The following is a 16,430-nucleotide window of genomic DNA, read 5'->3' as shown; positions in this document are numbered from 1 at the left end:
CTGGCCTTGTTGTTTTTATGGATGAAAAAACGATGCCTGCCGACACCCCCTCCATCGTGATCGAGCGTTTTCGTGAAGCCCATCTCGAAGGCATCACCGCGCTCTACAACGAGCCCGCCGTTTGCCGCCAGGTGCTGCAGATGCCGTTCCAGTCCGTCGAGGTCTGGCGTCAGCGCCTGATCCAGCGTCAGGACAACGAACGCCTGCTTTCGCTGGTGGCGTTGCATGAGGGCGTGGTGATCGGCAGTTGCTCGCTGGAGCAATACGCCCGCGTGCGACGTAGCCATGCCGGCACCGTCGCGATGGGCGTTGCCACCGCCTGGCAGGGCAAGGGCGTCGGTTCGCAACTGCTGGCAGCGGTGCTGGAGGTGGCGGACAACTGGATGAACCTGCAGCGCGTCGAGCTCTGCGTGTATGCCGATAACGCAGCGGCCCAGGGCCTGTACCGCAAGTTCGGCTTCGAGGACGAAGGCGTGATGCGTGACTACGCGATTCGCGACGGCCGATTGGTGGACACCCTGAATATGGCGCGCTTGCGCCGGCGGGGTTGATAGACAACCTCTGTGGGAGTAGGTGAGGGACATGTTGGACAGGTTTCATGTAGAAGAGGTTTTATGTAGAAGAGGTTCTATGTGGGAGCGGGCTTGCCCGCGAAGCTTTTCAGCGCTCTTGAGGACGCCTTCGCGGGCAAGCCCGCTCCCACAATGATCCAATCCCACAGTAATCCATCGTCACAGTGACCCGCTCCCACACAGGGCCATTCCCATACAAGCGCTCTTTCACACAAACCCGTGCCGACAAAAACCTGCTGTCACAACACCGTCTGCGGCCAGCCACCACCGAGAGCCTTGTACAACTGCACCAGATCGGTCGACACCTTGGTCGAACTGTCGGCCAGGGCGCTCTGGGTGGCGATCAACGCGCGCTGTACCCCGAGCACATTGATAAAGTCGATGGCGCCTTCCTTGTAGCGTTGCCGGGCGCTGTCCAGGGCGATGCGGTTCTGCCTCACGGCTTCCTCCAGCGAGGCATGATGGCGCTGTTCGGCGCTGTAGTCGGTCAGGGCATTGTCCACTTCGTGCCAGGCCCCGAGCACCGTGCGCTGGTAGTTCAGCGCCGCTTCCTGCTGCTGGTGTTCACGCAGTTCGAGGGTCCCGGTCAGGCGACCGCCCTGGAAGATCGGCAGGTAGAGGCTGGGGCCGAAGTTCCACTGTCGTGAGCCCCAACTGCCGATGTCCGAACCTTCCAGGGTCTGGAAGCCGAAACTGCCGCCGAGGCTGACCCGCGGATAGAAGTCGGCCTTTGCCACGCCGATGGCGGCGGTGGCCCGGTGCAGGGTGGCTTCGGCCTGCTGGATGTCCGGGCGGCGTTGCGCCAGTTCCGAGGGTAGGCCGACCGGTACCCGGGTCGGTGGCAGCGGAATCGCTGCCGCCGGCGACAGTCGTGCGCTGAGGCTGCGCGGTTGTTCGCCGAGCAGGTAGCTCAGGGCATTGATCAGCCGGGCCTGTTGCGCTTCCAGCAGGGGCAGGCGGGCTTCGATATCGGCGACCTGGGCGGCGGCGTTGGCGGTGTCGAGCCGGGTGGTGACACCGTTGTCGTAGCGGGTCTGGGTCAGGTCGCGGCTTTGCCGGGCGATATCGAGGTTCTGCCGGGCGACCTCCAGGCGTGCCTGGGTGCCGCGCAGGCGCAGGTAGTCGTCGGCGGTCTCGGCGGCGACGCTGAGCAACACGCCGTTGCGCTGGGCCTGGCTGAGGTCGACCGCCGCATCGGCGCTTTCCAGGCCGCGCCGCACATGGCCCCACAGATCGACTTCCCAACTGGCCTCCAGGCCCAGGGTCCACAGATCGAAGGGCGACCGACCATTGTTGTTCGACGCATCCAGCAGGCCGGTGGCGCTGTTGCGTTCACGCTGGTAACTGCCGGAAGCGGAGACACCGGGCAACTGTTCGCCACCGGCGACTTGCCGGGCCGCGCGGCTTTGCAGCAGGCGCTCATTGGCGGTGCGCACATCGAAGTTGGCGCGCGCAGAGCGTTCGACCAACTCTGACAGCAGCGGGTCGTCGAACTGCCGCCACCAGTTCACGTCGATGGCCTGGGCCGCCGCATTGCTGCGTACGTCCTGCGGCGCGACGCTCCAGGCGTCGGGCAGTTCGGCACGGGGCGTGGTGAAGTCCGGGCCGACACTGCAGGCGCCGAGCCCGGCGAAGGCCAGCAGGCAAAAATAGCCACGCATGCTATCGGCTCCCCTCAGTGATGACCCGGGCGATCACCGACATGCCCACGCGCAAGTCGTCCAGGCCCGACTGGTCGTGGTCGAAGACGATTTTCACCGGGATCCGTTGCACCACCTTGGTGAAGTTGCCGGTGGCGTTGTCCGGGGCAATCGCGGAAAAGCTCAGCCCGGTGGCCGGGGCCAGACTGTCGATATGGCCGCGATAGGTGCGGTCGGGGAAACTGTCGATACTGATGTCCACCGCCTGGTCGGGGCGCATATGGGCCAACTGGGTCTCGCGGAAGTTGGCGACGACATAGGCGTCGCTGACCGGGACCACGGCCATCACCGCCTTGCCCGGGGCGACATAGGCCCCGACCCGGACGCTGCGCTGGCCGATCAGTCCGTCGCGGGGAGCGACCACATGGGTGTAGGAGACATTCAGATCGGCCTGGACCAGTGTCGCATGCGCCTGCTGCACCGCCGCCTCGGCCATTTCCAGGCGAGCCTTGAGCACCTCCCGGTTCTTCTGCTGTTCCAGCGTGGCCGCCGCGTCATGGTCGCGCGCCGCTTGCCAGCGGGCCAGATCGGCGTCGGCCTTTTGCTGTTCTTCACGGGTTCCCGCGCCAGCACTGGAGAGGTTGCGGTAACGCTGCGCATTGGCCTCGGCAAAGCGCAGGGACGCCGCCGTCGAGCGCAGGGTCGCGTCGGCCTGGGTGATCAGCGTGGCCTGGCGCTCCAGTTCCGCGGCGAGGTTCTTCACCTGGGCCTGGGCGGCGTTGACCGCGGCGATGGCGGCAGCCTGGGCGGCCTGGTAATCGCGGGCGTCGATTTCCAGGAGCAACTGGCCGGCCTTGACCGGTTGGTTGTCGGCCACCGCCACCTTGCTCACCACCCCGGCGATTTGCGGGGCGATCAGCACCGAGTCGGCGCTGACACGGGCGTCGTCGGTGCTTTGTGCACCATCGCTGTGGAACAGGTGATAGCCGGTATACACCACGGCCAGGAGCACGGCGCCCCCGACCAGGCTGAGAGAGAGTCTGGGTTTCATGGCATTTTCGGTGGTTGAGGTGGGAAGGGCCGGGTCGGCAGGGTCAGCAGGAGAATCGCCAGGATCGCGATCAGCCCGATGATTGCCAGGAAGGCATCGCTGAAGCTCAAGATGAAGGCTTGTTCACGCAGGCGGCCGGCCATGGCCGCGATCGGTTGTTCTTCCAGCAGCGGGGCCAGGGCCTGCTGGCTGGAGGCCCACTGGTCCACCAGGACATTGGAGTGCCGGTGCTGGCGGGCGGTGATGAAGTTTTCCAGCAGTACCGCGCCGATCACCGAGGCCAGGCCGCGAATCGAATTGACCATGGCCGAGGCGAAGGGACCTTCCATGGGCTGGATCACCCCGGTGGCGGTCATCAGCAGGGGGACGACGATCATCGGCTGGCCGAAGGTCTGCAACAGTTGCAGCCCATAGAAATCCTCGCGTACCCAGGCGCTGGTCAGGTACGAGCCCCCGAGACAGGCGAGTGTCATCAGGACCAGGCCACAGGCGATCACGTAGCGCGAGTCGACCCAGTTGCGGTTGATCACGGTTGCCACCAGCGGTGCCAGCAGCAGTTGCGGCAGGGCGATCAGCAGCGCCAGGGGCATGGTCTGGGCGGCGCGATAATCCTGGATGTGGCCCAGGTAGTTGGCGGGCAGCGCGACCCCCGACATCGACACCATCACGAACAGTGCCAGGGTAGCGATGCCATAGGCGAAGTTGCGGCGCTCGAGCAGTTGCACCTTGAACAGCGGCAGCGGATGGAACCACTCATTGAGCAGGAACAGCGGCAGGCAGATGGCCGCTCCGCCCAGCAGCAGGCAGATCAGTGGCGACTCCAGCCAGTCCAGGCGTTCACCCTGCATCAGGCCGATCACCAGCATCGTCAGGCCACCGCAGCCGAGCAACGCGCCACGCCAATCGGCCTGCCTGAAACGCTCCAGGCGCAGCGGGTCCTGCGGAATGCCGTAGGCGATAAAGGCGGTGGCGAGCAGACCGAAGGGGGCGATCTGCCAGAACACCAGGCGCCAGTCGAGGTTTTCGGTCCAGGCGGCGGCCAGGGGCAGGGAGATATTCGGGCCGAAGGTCGCGGTCATCGCGTAGGCCGACAGCCCGTACAACTTGTAGTGCCACGGCAGGAATCGCAGGGCCACGGTCATCAGCAGCGGCGGCAGGGCGCCGCCCGCCAGGCCTTGCAACACCCGCAGCAGCAACAGCACGTCGAGGTTGGGCGCCAGCGGGCACAGCACACCGAAGAAGCTGAAGGCCAGGGTCATGGCCATGGCGAAGCGCCGCAGGGAAAAGGTCACTGCCAGCCAGGGTGCGATCAGCATCGCCGAGACCTCCGCGGCTGCATACAATGCGCTGATCCATGTGCCCTCGTCATGGCCGATGCCGAACACGCCCAGCACATCCGCGAGGGCGAGTTCGGTGACCCGATCGTTGATACCCGAGGTCAAGGCCGCAATCAGTACGCCCACCAGCCCGATGATCAGGCGCCGGTCGAACGGTACTGCCGCGGGTGGCGGGGGAAGGGGGGACACCATGCACGCAAATCCTGTGAGAGGCGGTTGCGTGAAAACGTGACCGCTGCCAATAATTCGGTACACTGTATCATTCAGTGGTACAGAGGAGCAATATCCATGTCAGTGCCTGAAACTGAACGCGGCAGCATCCAGGTCATCGCCCGAGCGGCGGCGATCCTGCGCTGCCTGGAAAACGAACCGGGTGGCCTGAGCCTGGGAGCGATCGCCAAGCGCATCGACTTGCCGCGCTCGACGGTCCAGCGCCTGGTGGACGCGCTGGCCCTGGAGCAGTTGCTGGAAATCCAGGGACCGGCCGGCGTACGGCTGGGGCCGGCCCTGATGCGCCTGGCCTCCCACAGCCATGTCGATGTGACACAAAAGGCCCGGCCTTATCTGGAGCAGTTATCCCGTGAAACCGGAGAGACCGTGGTCCTGTTGCATGCCAGCGGCGCCGAGTTGCTGATCCTGCAGATGGCCGTGTCGAACCAGCCGTTGCGGGTGGTGCCGGATGCCAGCTCGTTCCTGACCATGCATGCGACCTCGGGGGGCAAGGTGCTGCTGGCGCGCATGAGCGACGAGGCGGTGACGCAACTGTTGGGGAAAAATCTCAAGAGTCTGACGCCGAGGACCCAGACCCACCTGCCGGACCTGCTGGCGGAACTGGCGCATGTGCGGCGCACGGGCGTGGCGTTCGACGCCGACGGGCATATGCCGGGCGTCAGTGCGATGGGCGTCGAGCTGGTGATCGACCAGACGGCCTACGCCTTGTGCGTGGTGGCGCCGTCGGTGCGTCTTGAAGGCGCGCGCGATGAGGTGCGCGAGTGTCTGCTGGCTACGCAGAAGTCCATGCTGAAGGCTTTTGACAGCGTCAGATAAGCCGCCCCGCGGGGGCTTCGATCGTTCCCGCGCAGAGCGTGGGAACGATCAGGGACGCTGCGTGGGCGGGCCCACTCCTGAAAGCGCTGGTATCAGTTATTGAAATCGCAGGCTTGCGACATCTTGCGATAGGTAACGTCCTCGATCTTCCCGGCCTTGTCGACAAACTTCATATCGGCGTTGATCACTTTGCAGACCGAAGTGGGCTGTTCGGTCATGGAGATCAGCTTGTCGATGTTCAGTGGCATGCCGTAGTGATAGGGCACTGCCTGGGGCGCGGCGCTGGTGTCGGCCTGGGCCACGCCGGCAACGGCGGTCAGGGCCAGGGCACTGGTCATCAGCAGGGTACGAAGTTTCATGATGTATCTCCGAAGCAGGCTTGAGGTTCCGTTCAACACCCGATGCGTTGAACATGCCGCGGAGGGCGACAGAAGGGCTCTGCGCTGACGCGGTCGATTTCACTTTCCATCGCCGGGATTAACCCTGAATTAAGTGTAGGGCTTTTTATTAGGTAGCTAACGGAATCGGCAAGTGGCCAATCGCCATTGATCGGAATACCAAAGGATTCATACGAAAGTTAATGTCAAAAACATGCCGCTCATTGCTAGAATTCGCCAATGCCTGCCAATAGGGTCAAAAAAACGGCAGACCCCGGCGAAATTCAATTCAGGTGATCAGCGTGGCTAGAGGATTCGTACTATACATGGCCGGGATGGCAGCGGTTCTGCTGGTGTTTGCCGTGTTGCTGGTGATGGTGCTGCGTTGAAGCACCGGCAATCCGCTCCCTTGCAGAACGTCTTGCCCCAGTGAGTGCTCAATTCGGCTGAGGTTGTTTCGGTGCCGGTGCAATGCCGGCCAGCTTGAGAACGCCTTCAACGCCGGGTGCGCGCGCAAAGCGCTTCGAACCCTCCTGTCCCGACCTGTAACCCTCCCTCGCCACCCAGGGGCGCCCGCCCCGAAATCACCCACCTGCGCACTGCTTTGGGGCCTTTGCACCCACTGTCACGTTGCCTTCCGTAGCACTGTGCTTTGCCACCTCCCGTAACAGTGTTTTCCTGGAAAATTCTATCTCTTTGATTCGTATGGACTTTTTTGTATGGCTAGGTGATGTCAGGTTCCTGTGGCACACTTTCTGCTCTCTATTCCGTTGTTACATACTAAGTTCCGGTATAACGGAACACACATCATCGGAGTGCAACGTCATGCATCGCGTACCTTCCTTGTTCAAAGCGTGTGCTTTTCTTTTTGCCGCCACGGCGGTCGTGGCCGGGGCCGCCCAGGCCGCCGACAGCAAGCTCGACAGCGTGCTCAAGCGCGGTCACCTGATCGTCGGCACCGGCAGCACCAACGCGCCGTGGCACTTCCAGGGTGCGGATGGCAAGTTGCAGGGCTTCGATATCGATATCGGCGCGATGATCGCCAAGGGCCTGTTCAATGATGCGAGCAAGGTCGAGTACGTGGTGCAGTCTTCCGACGCACGGATTCCCAACCTGCTGACCGACAAGGTCGACATCAGTTGCCAGTTCATCACCGTGACCGCCAGCCGCGCCCAGCAGGTGGCGTTCACCCTGCCGTACTACCGCGAGGGCGTTGGCCTGCTGCTGCCCGTCAACAGCAAGTACAAGGAAATCGATGACCTGAAGGCCGCCGGCGACAAGGTCACCGTGGCCGTGCTGCAGAACGTGTATGCCGAAGAACTGGTGCACCAGGCGCTGCCACAGGCCAAGGTCGACCAGTACGACAGCGTCGACCTGATGTACCAGGCCGTGAACTCCGGTCGTGCCGACACCGCCGCCACCGACCAGTCCTCGGTCAAGTACCTGATGGTGCAGAACCCTGGCCGCTACCGCAGCCCGGCCTACGCCTGGAGCCCGCAAACCTACGCCTGCGCGGTCAAGCGCGGCGACCAGGACTGGCTGAACTTCGTCAACACCGCCCTGCATGAGTCCATGACCGGCGTCGAGTTCCCGACCTATGCGGCGTCCTTCAAGAAATGGTTCGGCGTGGACCTGCCGTCCCCGGAGATCGGTTTCCCCGTCGAATTCAAGTGATCCGTCAAGGGCAGGGCGCCGCTGGCGGCGCCTTGTCGAAGGTACTCTGAACCATGAACTATCAGTTGAACTTTGCCGCCGTCTGGCGCGATTTCCCCAGCTTGCTGGCAGGGCTCGGCCTGGGCCTGGAACTGGCCCTGCTGTCGATTGCCATCGGCTGCGTGATCGGCCTGATGATGGCGTTTGCCTTGCTCAGCAGGCATCGCGCATTGCGGGTGGTGGCTTCGGTGTATGTCACGGTGATCCGTAACACGCCGATCCTGGTGCTGATCCTGTTGATCTACTTCGCCATGCCCAGCCTGGGCATCCGGCTGGACAAGATCCCCTCGTTCATCATCACCCTGTCGTTGTACGCCGGTGCCTACCTGACCGAAGTGTTCCGTTCCGGTCTGCTGAGCATTCCCAAGGGCCAGCGCGAGGCCGGGCTGGCGATCGGCCTCGGCGAATGGCAGGTGCGGGCCTACGTGACCGTCCCGGTGATGTTGCGCAACGTGTTGCCGGCGCTGTCCAACAACTTCATCTCGCTGTTCAAGGACACCTCCCTGGCCGCGGCCATCGCCGTGCCGGAGCTGACCTATTACGCCCGCAAGATCAACGTGGAGAGCTACCGGGTGATCGAAACCTGGATGGTCACCACCGCGCTCTACGTGGTTGCCTGTTACCTCATTGCCATGATGCTGCGTTACCTCGAACAGCGTCTGGCGATTCGCCGCTAGGAGTCTCCCATGTACGAATCCCCAAGCTGGCTGCATGAGTTGTGGGTCGCCCGGGACACCCTGTGGCAGGGCTTTCTGACCAGCGTGCAGTGTTCGGCCCTGGCCATTGTCTGCGGCACGCTGATCGGTATCGTCGCCGGGCTGGTGCTGACCTACGGCAGGTTCTGGATGCGCGTGCCGTTCCGCCTGTATGTCGACCTGATCCGCGGCACCCCGGTGTTTGTCCTGGTGCTGGCCTGCTTCTACATGGCCCCGGCGCTGGGCTGGCAGATCAGTGCGTTCCAGGCCGGTGCCCTGGGCCTGACGCTGTTCTGCGGCTCCCACGTCGCGGAAATCGTCCGGGGTTCGCTGCAGGCGATCCCCCGTGGCCAGCTGGAAGCGGGCAAGGCCATCGGCCTGACCTTCTACCAGTCCCTCGGCTACGTGCTGCTGCCCCAGGCACTGCGGCAGATCCTGCCGACCTGGGTCAACTCGTCGACCGAGATCGTCAAGGCCTCGACCCTGCTGTCGGTGATCGGTGTCGCCGAGTTGCTGCTCAGCACCCAGCAGGTGATCGCGCGGACCTTCATGACCCTGGAGTTCTACCTGTTCGCAGGGTTCTTGTTCTTCATCATCAACTACGCCATCGAACTGCTCGGTCGGCATATTGAAAAGCGGGTGGCGTTGCCATGATTCCGACTACCAGTCAAAACGACAAGCAAGCGCTGCTCAGCATTCGCGGCCTGCACAAACAGTACGGCCAGGTCGAAGTGCTCAAGGGCGTCGACCTGGAAATGCAGCGTGGCAACGTGGTCACGCTGATCGGCTCCAGCGGCTCGGGCAAGACCACGCTGTTGCGCTGCGTGAACCTGCTGGAAGAGTTCCAGGGCGGGCAGATCACCCTCGATGGCGAGTCCATCGGCTACAGCGAAGTCAACGGCAAGCGCGTTCGCCACCCGGAAAAAGTCATCGCCCAGCATCGGGCCATGACCGGCATGGCGTTCCAGCAGTTCAACCTGTTCCCGCACCTGACCGCCTTGCAGAACGTCACCCTGGGCCTGCTCAAGGTGAAAAAGCTGCCCAAGGACCAGGCCGTCGCCCTGGCAGAAAAATGGCTGGACCGGGTCGGCCTGCTACAGCGCCGCGATCACTTCCCGGGGCAGTTGTCCGGTGGCCAGCAGCAGCGCGTCGCGATTGCCCGGGCCATTGCGATGAACCCGAGCCTGATGCTGTTCGACGAAGTGACCTCGGCCCTCGATCCGGAACTGGTCGGCGAAGTGCTGGCGGTGATCAAGGGCCTGGCCGAGGAGGGCATGACCATGTTGCTGGTCACCCACGAGATGCGCTTTGCCTTCGAAGTCTCGGACAAGATCGTTTTCATGAACCAGGGGCGCATTGAAGAACAGGGACCACCCAAAGAACTGTTCGAGCGTCCGCAATCGCCGCGTCTCGCGGAGTTCCTCAAGAACACGCGTTTTTAACTTTCATTCAAGGAGAACATCATGAGCATTACTCGTTACGGCACCGGCAGCACCGCGGGTGGCGGTCAGCCTCGTCCTTTCGCCCGTGCCGTCGAAGCCGATGGTTGGCTGCATGTGTCCGGCCAGGTACCGGCACTCAATGGTGAAATCATTGTCGGCGGTATCGTCGAGCAGACGCACCAGACCATGAAGAACCTGATCGCGATTCTCGAAGAAGCCGGTTATGGCCTGGAAGACGTGGTGCGCGCCGGCGTCTGGCTGGAAGATCCACGGGATTTCTGGAGCTTCAACAAGGTCTTTTCCGAGTACTTCAAGCCTGAACACGCCCCCGCGCGGGCCTGTGTGCAGGCAAACATGATGGTCGACTGCAAGGTCGAGATCGACTGCATCGCGTACAAGAAGAAGTGATCGCCTGAGGGCCGCGAAAGCGGCCTAACGGTCGGCGCGGGACAATGGGTAAACTCCCCGGCAATTTTTCAATGGGATTGCACTGACATGACCGAAGACACCATCAAGCGCCGGGCAAAAGGGTTGGACCGGGCGTTCGATATCCTCGATTACCTCAAGGAAATCGGCCAGCCATTGCGCCCCAACGATATCGCCAGCGGCATCGGCAGCCCCAAGTCCACGGTCTACGAACTGGTGGCGTCGCTGCTGGAGCGACGGATCCTGGAAACCGTCGGCAAGGAGGGGCATGTCTACCTGGGCCGCCAGCTGTATTTCCTCGGCCAGGCCCACCTGCGTCATTTCGATCTCAGTCGCGAGGCCGATCACGCCCTGCAGGAAATCGTCAGCCAGACCCACGAAACCGCACAGATGTGCCTGCTCAACGGGCGCAAGTACACCGTGGCGCTGATGAAGGAGGGCGAGCGGCATTTCCGTATCTCCTCGGATATCGGTGAAAACGCGCCGATTCCGTGGACCGCGTCCGGGCGCCTGCTGCTGGCGCACCTGAGCGACCAGGAAATCATCGACCTGATCGACCACGACGACTTTATCCTGCCGGACGGCCAGCGCCTGCCACTGGAGGTGTTCCTCGGGGAAATCCGCCAGGCCGGTATCGACGGGTTCTTTTCCTTCGATAGCGTCGCCGACACCTTTACCCACTGTTTCGCCGCGCCCGTCAAGGACGAGCGCGGCATCTGCATCGCGACCCTGTGTATCGTCGCGCCACGGGCCGATGCGAAGAAAAACTACAACGACTATCGCCGGGTGCTGATCGACAGCGCGAACAACCTGGCCCGTCGTATCAACGAATAGCCGCGGCTGCGGCCGTGCCTGTCAAGGAGTCTGAAATGCCTGTTGCCATGAACATTCCCGCCGTGGAGAAAGGCGCGGCCGCCGTCGGTGCCCAACTGGTCCGTGACGTCAGCCTGCCGGCCCTGGTGCTGCACCGCGAAGCGCTGGAACACAATATCCGCTGGATGCAGGACTTCGTCAGCCGCAGCGGTGCCGAACTGGCGCCCCACGGCAAGACCAGCATGGTCCCGGCACTGTTTCAGCGTCAGTTGGCCCAGGGCGCCTGGGGCCTGACCCTGGCCACTGCGGTACAGACCCGCGCCGCCTATGCCGCCGGTGTGCGGCGGGTGCTGATGGCCAACCAGCTGGTCGGTACGGCGAACATGGCGTTGATCGCCGAGTTGCTGGCCGATCCGCAGTTCGAGTTCCACTGCATGGTCGATCATCCGGACAATGTCGCGGCCCTGGGCGAGTTCTTCGCCGGGCGCGGCCTGCGGCTCAATGTGATGATCGAATATGGCGTGGTCGGCGGGCGTTGCGGCTGCCGCAGCGAACAGGAAGTGCTGGACCTGGCCAAGGCGATCAAGGCCCAGCCGGCCCTGGCGCTGACCGGTATCGAAGGTTATGAGGGGGTGATCCACGGCGACGAGGCCGTCAGCGGCATCCGCGCCTTCGCCGGCTCGCTGGTGCGCCTGGCGGTGCATTTGCAGAACAGCGGTTCGTTCGATATCGGCAAGCCGATCATCACGGCCTCGGGTTCGGCCTGGTACGACCTTATCGCCGAAGAGTTCGAGGCCCAGGATGCCGACGGGCGTTTCCTCAGCGTGCTGCGCCCCGGCAGCTACGTGGCCCACGATCATGGCATCTACAAGGAAGCCCAGTGCTGTGTGCTGCATCGTCGCGGCGACCTCGGCGAAGGTCTGCGTCCGGCACTGGAAGTCTGGGCCCATGTGCAGTCGATGCCCGAGCCGGGTTTCGCGGTGATCGCCCTGGGCAAGCGCGATGTGGCGTTCGACGCCGGCCTGCCGGTGCCGTTGCTGCGCTACAAGGCTGGCGTGGTGCCGGCAGCGGGCGAGGACGTCAGTGCCTGCAAGGTCACGGCGGTGATGGACCAGCATGCCTTCATGACCGTGGCGCCAGGCTGCGAGCTGCGGGTCGGGGATATCGTCTCGTTCGGCACCTCCCACCCGTGCCTGACCTTCGACAAGTGGCGCGTCGGCTGCATTGTCGATGAGCAACTGAGCGTGATCGAGACCTTCGACACCTGTTTCTGAAGGGATAGCGCTTTCGCGGGCAAGCCCGCTCGCACAAGGCTCGACACTTGTGGGGGCGGGCTTGCCGGACTGCCGCGAAGAGCCCCGCCCCGATACCGCGAGATTATTTCGAATGACCACCCTGAACCTGCCACCACCGCGCATCGCCCTGATCGGCGAATGCATGATCGAACTGCAACAACACGCCGATGGCAGCCTGCAGCAGAGCTTCGGCGGCGACACCCTGAACACCGCGGTCTATCTCAGCCGTGAACTGGCCGGCCGCGGCTCGGTGGACTACGTCACGGCCCTGGGGGACGACAGCTTCAGCGACGCCATGTGCCAGATCTGGGCCGAAGAGGGGATCGGCCTGGACAAGGTCCAGCGCCTGCCCGGACGGTTGCCCGGCCTCTACTGCATCCAGACCGACGCCCGTGGCGAACGCCGTTTCCTCTACTGGCGCAACGAGGCGGCGGTCCGCGATTGCTTCACCACGTCGGCGGCGGTGCCGATCCTCGCGGCGCTGCCGGACTACGATGTGCTGTATTTCAGCGGCATCACCCTGGCGGTGCTCGGCGAGCTTGGCCGGGAGAAGCTGATTGCGGTGCTGCAGGAGGCTCGTCGTGGCGACACCCGGGTCGTCTTCGACAACAACTATCGGCCGCGTCTCTGGACGGGTGTCGAGCAGGCACGCGCGGCTTATCGTTCGATCCTGCCGTATGTCGACCTGGCCTTGCTGACCCTGGAAGACGAGCAGGCACTGTTCGACCATGCCGACGGCACGGCGGTATTCAGTGCCTACGAGCAGATCGGCACGTCGGAAGTGGTGCTCAAGCGCGGTGCCGAGAGTTGCCTGATCCGCTGTGACGGCGAGGCGTTCGAAGTGCCCGCGCAAAAGGTCGAGACCGTGGTGGACACCACGGCGGCCGGGGACTCGTTCAGTGCCGGCTATCTCGCCAGTCGCCTGACCGGCGGCGATCCGCAGCAGGCCGCGCTGGCCGGGCATCGGCTGGCGAGCCGGGTGATCCAGGTGCGCGGGGCGTTGATTCCCCGAAGTTGAGTGTCGTTCTTGCGGGCCTCTTCGCGGCGATGCGGCGTCCCGACAAGCCCGGCTCCCACGGATCGTAGTCGTGTGGGAGCCGGGCTTGCCCGCGTAGAACGATGACGCGGTTCTGCGCTTCAGTCGCGGTAGAACACCTGCACCAGGTGATAACCGAACTTGCTCTTGATCGGTCCGTGTACGGTACGCAACGGCTTCTTGAAGATCACCTGGTCAATCGCGCCGACCATCTGCCCCGGGCGGACTTCCCCCAGGTCGCCGCCGCGCTTGCCCGAAGGGCAGGTGGAGTATTTCTTGGCCAGGACATCGAACGCTTCGCCCCTGGCGATGCGCTGCTTGAGCTGTTCGGCTTCCTCGGCGGTCTTGACCAGGATATGACGGGCTTGGGCTTTCATTGACGGGTTACCTTGAAACGGTGGGGCGGACGACAGGGCGCGCGATTATGCCTGAAGATCAGTCCGCGTGGCCGATCATGTCGCGCACCCGGTTGGCCAGCAGATCCAGGGTAAAGGGCTTGGCGATCAGGTCCATGCCTTCTTCGAGAAAACCCTGGCGCTCGGCGGCTTTCTCCGCATAACCGGTCATGAACAGCACCTTGAGTCCCGGCCGGTGCTGGCGGGCGATCTCGGCCAGCTGCCGACCGTTCATCCCCGGCAGGCCGACATCGGTCACCAGCAGGTCGATGCGCAGCGACGACTCCAGCAACGGCAGGGCGGTGCGCGCATCGGCGGCCGGATGGACGGTGTAGCCCAGTTCGTCCAGCACGTTGAGCACCAGCATGCGCACCGCCGGATCGTCCTCCACCACCATCACCGATTCGTCGGCGGCGGCCGTCGGCGATTGCGGGTGGTCGGGCGCGGGTAGCGCTTCGTCGGCCATGGCGTGGAAACGCGGCAGGTAAAGACGCACGCAGGTGCCGGCACCGGGCTCGCTTTGCAGCGTGACATGGCCGCCGGATTGCTGGGCAAAACCATAGATCATCGACAGCCCCAGGCCGGTACCCTGGCCGATGGGCTTGGTGGTGAAGAACGGATCGAAGGCCTTGGCCAGGATCAGCGGACTCATGCCGGTGCCGTTGTCGCTGACGCCGATCATCACGTAATCCCCGGCCTTGACCGACTCCAGGGTGCTGATATCACTGCCGTCGAGGTAGCTGTTGGCCGTCTCGATCAACAGCGTGCCGCCGTCTGGCATCGCATCGCGGGCATTGATCACCAGGTTGAGCAGGGCGCTTTCCAACTGCCCGGTATCGGTGTTCACCGGCCAGATATCCTGGCCCAGGCGGACCTGCAGTTCGATATGGGCGCCCTTGGTGCGGCTGAACAGTTCTTCCAGCGAGTGCACCAGCTGGTTCGGGTCGATGCGCTTGCGGTCCAGCGATTGCCGGCGGGAGAAGGCCAGCAGGCGGTGGGTCAGGGCCGCCGCGCGCTGGGCCGAACTGACCGCGGCATCGGCAAACCGGCCGATCTCGGTACTGCGCCCGGCGGCGATGTAGCGCTGCATCAGGTCAAGGCTGCCGATGATCCCGGTCAGCATATTGTTGAAGTCGTGGGCGATGCCGCCGGTCAGCTGGCCGACCGCTTCCATCTTCTGGGCATGGCGCAGGGCATCTTCGGCGCGCTCGCGCTCGAACATTTCGTTCTGCAGGCGCTGGTTCGACTCGGCCAGCGCCTGGGTGCGCTGGGCCACGCGCTCTTCGAGGGTTTCATTGAGGTTGCGCAGGGCCTCTTCGGTCTGTTTGCGCTCGGTTTCGTCGCTGACGAAGATATAGAAACCGTTGACCGCTCCGTCCTGGCCATAACGTGGCAGGTAGCGCATCGCCGCATGCCGGTCGCGGCCGTCGCGGTGCGGGCTGTCGACGCTGAAACTGCAAGCCTTGCCCGCCAGCGCGCCGGCGATATGCTCGGCGCGCTGGGCGTAGGCGTGCTCGCCGAGCACTTCGCGCAGGGTCTTGCCGTAGAGTTCCTGGGGCGTCTTGCCGAACCAGTCGAGATAGGCGCTGTTGTTCAGGCGAAAGCGTTCCTCGCGGTCGACATAGCCGATCAGCGCCGGCACGGCATTGATCACCAGTTGCAGCTCGGTCTGGCTCTGGCGCAGGGCCTGTTCGCTGTGCTTGCGCTCGGTGATGTCCAGGGCCGCGCCGACAAAGCGCTGGGCCCGGCCGTGGGGGCCCTGGTAGCAACGGCCACGGGCGAACACCCAGCGTATCTGGCCGTTGGTCTGGACCCGGTATTCCTCGGCGTGCTCGGTGTTGTTCTCCAGGCAATGCTTGATGCCGCGGGCCACCAGGCCACGGTCTTCCGGGTGAACGCTCTCCATGTACACGCTGAGGGGTGTCTGCGCCGCCAGTGCCGGGTCGACGCCGTGCAGCCGGGCAAATCGCGCATCGGTGACGAAGCGATCCTGGTCGATATCCCAGTCCCAGGTGCCGAGGGTGCCGGTGGCGGCCATCGCCAGTTGCAGGCGCTCCTCGCTGTCCTGCTGGGCCTTGATGCTGGCTTCGGAGCGCTGTTGCAGTTCGAGGGCCAGGCGCCTGCGTTCGTTGGTTTCGATCGCGGTGACCAGGATGCCGGCAACCTCGCCCTGTTCATCGCGCACCGGGCTGTAGGTCAGGTCCAGCCAGAGGTCGATTCTCACCCCGCCGTGGTGCACGCCGAAATGCTGCTCCGGCAGGCTGCGGGTCTGGCCTTCCAGCACGGCCTGGAAGATCGGCGCGTTGAAATCCTGGTAATCCGGCCAGGTGTCGTCTGCCGGCCGGCCGAATGCCAGTGGGTGGCGGTCGCCGATCAGGCGCCCGAAGCCGTCGTTGTAGATCTGTACCAGCCGTGCGCCCCAGAGCAGCAGCATCGGCATGGGCGAATGGGTGACGATATCCGCTGCGGTACGCAGGCTCTGGGGCCAGCCATCGATGGCGCCCAGGGGGCCGTGGGACCAGTCCTGGTGGCCCATGAGAGTGGCGACGTCGTTGTCGGGGATCGATCCGTTCATAAACCTGCCTTGAAGG

At 64.0% G+C, this 16,430-nt stretch carries 16 protein-coding genes; 10 read left to right on the top strand and 6 right to left on the bottom strand.

What is annotated here, in order from left to right; genetic code table 11:
* The first annotated feature begins 32 nt into the window (after positions 1-32).
* A complete protein-coding gene (locus KI243_RS16585) occupies positions 33-551 on the top strand; it encodes a GNAT family N-acetyltransferase (protein ID WP_177109725.1) in 519 nt (172 codons plus the stop codon).
* A 260-nt stretch (positions 552-811) separates the two neighbouring features.
* On the opposite strand, the gene KI243_RS16580 is transcribed toward KI243_RS16585, so the two are convergent.
* Genes KI243_RS16580 through KI243_RS16570 form a run of 3 tightly spaced genes read right to left on the bottom strand, consistent with a single transcriptional unit; the run spans position 812 to position 4,792 of the window.
* Positions 812-2,233 carry an efflux transporter outer membrane subunit gene (locus KI243_RS16580; protein WP_212809363.1) on the bottom strand — a complete coding sequence of 474 codons (1,422 nt, stop codon included), beginning with the start codon at positions 2,231-2,233 and terminating at the stop codon, positions 812-814.
* A gap of 1 nt (position 2,234) precedes the next feature.
* Positions 2,235-3,263, bottom strand: a complete 1,029-nt coding sequence (locus KI243_RS16575) for an HlyD family secretion protein (RefSeq protein WP_042936476.1) — start codon at positions 3,261-3,263, stop codon at positions 2,235-2,237.
* A complete protein-coding gene (locus KI243_RS16570; RefSeq protein WP_177082651.1) occupies positions 3,260-4,792 on the bottom strand; it encodes an MFS transporter in 1,533 nt (510 codons plus the stop codon). The genes KI243_RS16575 and KI243_RS16570 overlap by 4 nt, the downstream gene beginning before the upstream one ends.
* A gap of 96 nt (positions 4,793-4,888) precedes the next feature.
* Between KI243_RS16570 and KI243_RS16565 the strand changes: the two genes are divergently transcribed.
* A complete protein-coding gene (locus tag KI243_RS16565; RefSeq protein WP_017128475.1) occupies positions 4,889-5,647 on the top strand; it encodes an IclR family transcriptional regulator in 759 nt (252 codons plus the stop codon).
* Positions 5,648-5,739: 92 nt separating this feature from the next.
* On the opposite strand, the gene KI243_RS16560 is transcribed toward KI243_RS16565, so the two are convergent.
* Complete coding sequence (locus tag KI243_RS16560; RefSeq protein WP_017128474.1) at positions 5,740-6,006, bottom strand: DUF2790 domain-containing protein; 267 nt, start codon at positions 6,004-6,006, stop codon at positions 5,740-5,742.
* Positions 6,007-6,849: 843 nt separating this feature from the next.
* On the opposite strand from KI243_RS16560, the gene KI243_RS16555 reads away from it, so the two are divergent.
* From KI243_RS16555 to KI243_RS16520, 8 genes are all read left to right on the top strand, one after another.
* On the top strand, positions 6,850-7,698 hold the full coding sequence (locus tag KI243_RS16555; RefSeq protein WP_017128473.1) for a transporter substrate-binding domain-containing protein: 849 nt from the start codon (positions 6,850-6,852) through the stop codon (positions 7,696-7,698).
* A 53-nt stretch (positions 7,699-7,751) separates the two neighbouring features.
* Complete coding sequence (locus KI243_RS16550; RefSeq protein WP_177082649.1) at positions 7,752-8,414, top strand: amino acid ABC transporter permease; 663 nt, start codon at positions 7,752-7,754, stop codon at positions 8,412-8,414.
* Between the two features lie 9 nt (positions 8,415-8,423).
* A complete protein-coding gene (locus KI243_RS16545; protein ID WP_017128471.1) occupies positions 8,424-9,086 on the top strand; it encodes an amino acid ABC transporter permease in 663 nt (220 codons plus the stop codon).
* On the top strand, positions 9,083-9,874 hold the full coding sequence (locus KI243_RS16540; RefSeq protein WP_017128470.1) for an amino acid ABC transporter ATP-binding protein: 792 nt from the start codon (positions 9,083-9,085) through the stop codon (positions 9,872-9,874). Before KI243_RS16545 ends, KI243_RS16540 begins: the two co-directional genes overlap by 4 nt.
* 21 nt (positions 9,875-9,895) lie before the next feature.
* On the top strand, positions 9,896-10,282 hold the full coding sequence (locus KI243_RS16535; protein WP_017128469.1) for a RidA family protein: 387 nt from the start codon (positions 9,896-9,898) through the stop codon (positions 10,280-10,282).
* An 87-nt stretch (positions 10,283-10,369) separates the two neighbouring features.
* Positions 10,370-11,134: an IclR family transcriptional regulator gene (locus tag KI243_RS16530; protein ID WP_017128468.1), complete on the top strand. Its 765-nt coding sequence runs from the start codon at positions 10,370-10,372 to the stop codon at positions 11,132-11,134.
* A gap of 35 nt (positions 11,135-11,169) precedes the next feature.
* On the top strand, positions 11,170-12,387 hold the full coding sequence (locus tag KI243_RS16525) for an amino acid deaminase (protein ID WP_017128467.1): 1,218 nt from the start codon (positions 11,170-11,172) through the stop codon (positions 12,385-12,387).
* Positions 12,388-12,499: 112 nt separating this feature from the next.
* Complete coding sequence (locus tag KI243_RS16520; protein ID WP_212809361.1) at positions 12,500-13,426, top strand: sugar kinase; 927 nt, start codon at positions 12,500-12,502, stop codon at positions 13,424-13,426.
* A gap of 119 nt (positions 13,427-13,545) precedes the next feature.
* Here KI243_RS16520 and KI243_RS16515 read toward each other — a convergent pair whose 3' ends face one another.
* Entirely contained in the window at positions 13,546-13,821 is a 276-nt protein-coding gene (locus tag KI243_RS16515) for a peptidylprolyl isomerase (protein ID WP_177107497.1), read from the bottom strand.
* A 58-nt stretch (positions 13,822-13,879) separates the two neighbouring features.
* Entirely contained in the window at positions 13,880-16,414 is a 2,535-nt protein-coding gene (locus KI243_RS16510) for a PAS domain-containing protein (protein ID WP_177131411.1), read from the bottom strand.
* Positions 16,415-16,430 lie beyond the last annotated feature (16 nt).

The organism is Pseudomonas sp. Ost2, from assembly GCF_018326065.1.
Lineage (GTDB): Bacteria > Pseudomonadota > Gammaproteobacteria > Pseudomonadales > Pseudomonadaceae > Aquipseudomonas > Aquipseudomonas gingeri.
The sequence above is the reverse complement of the archived record's forward strand: the minus strand, read 5'-3'. Positions and strand labels throughout refer to the sequence as shown.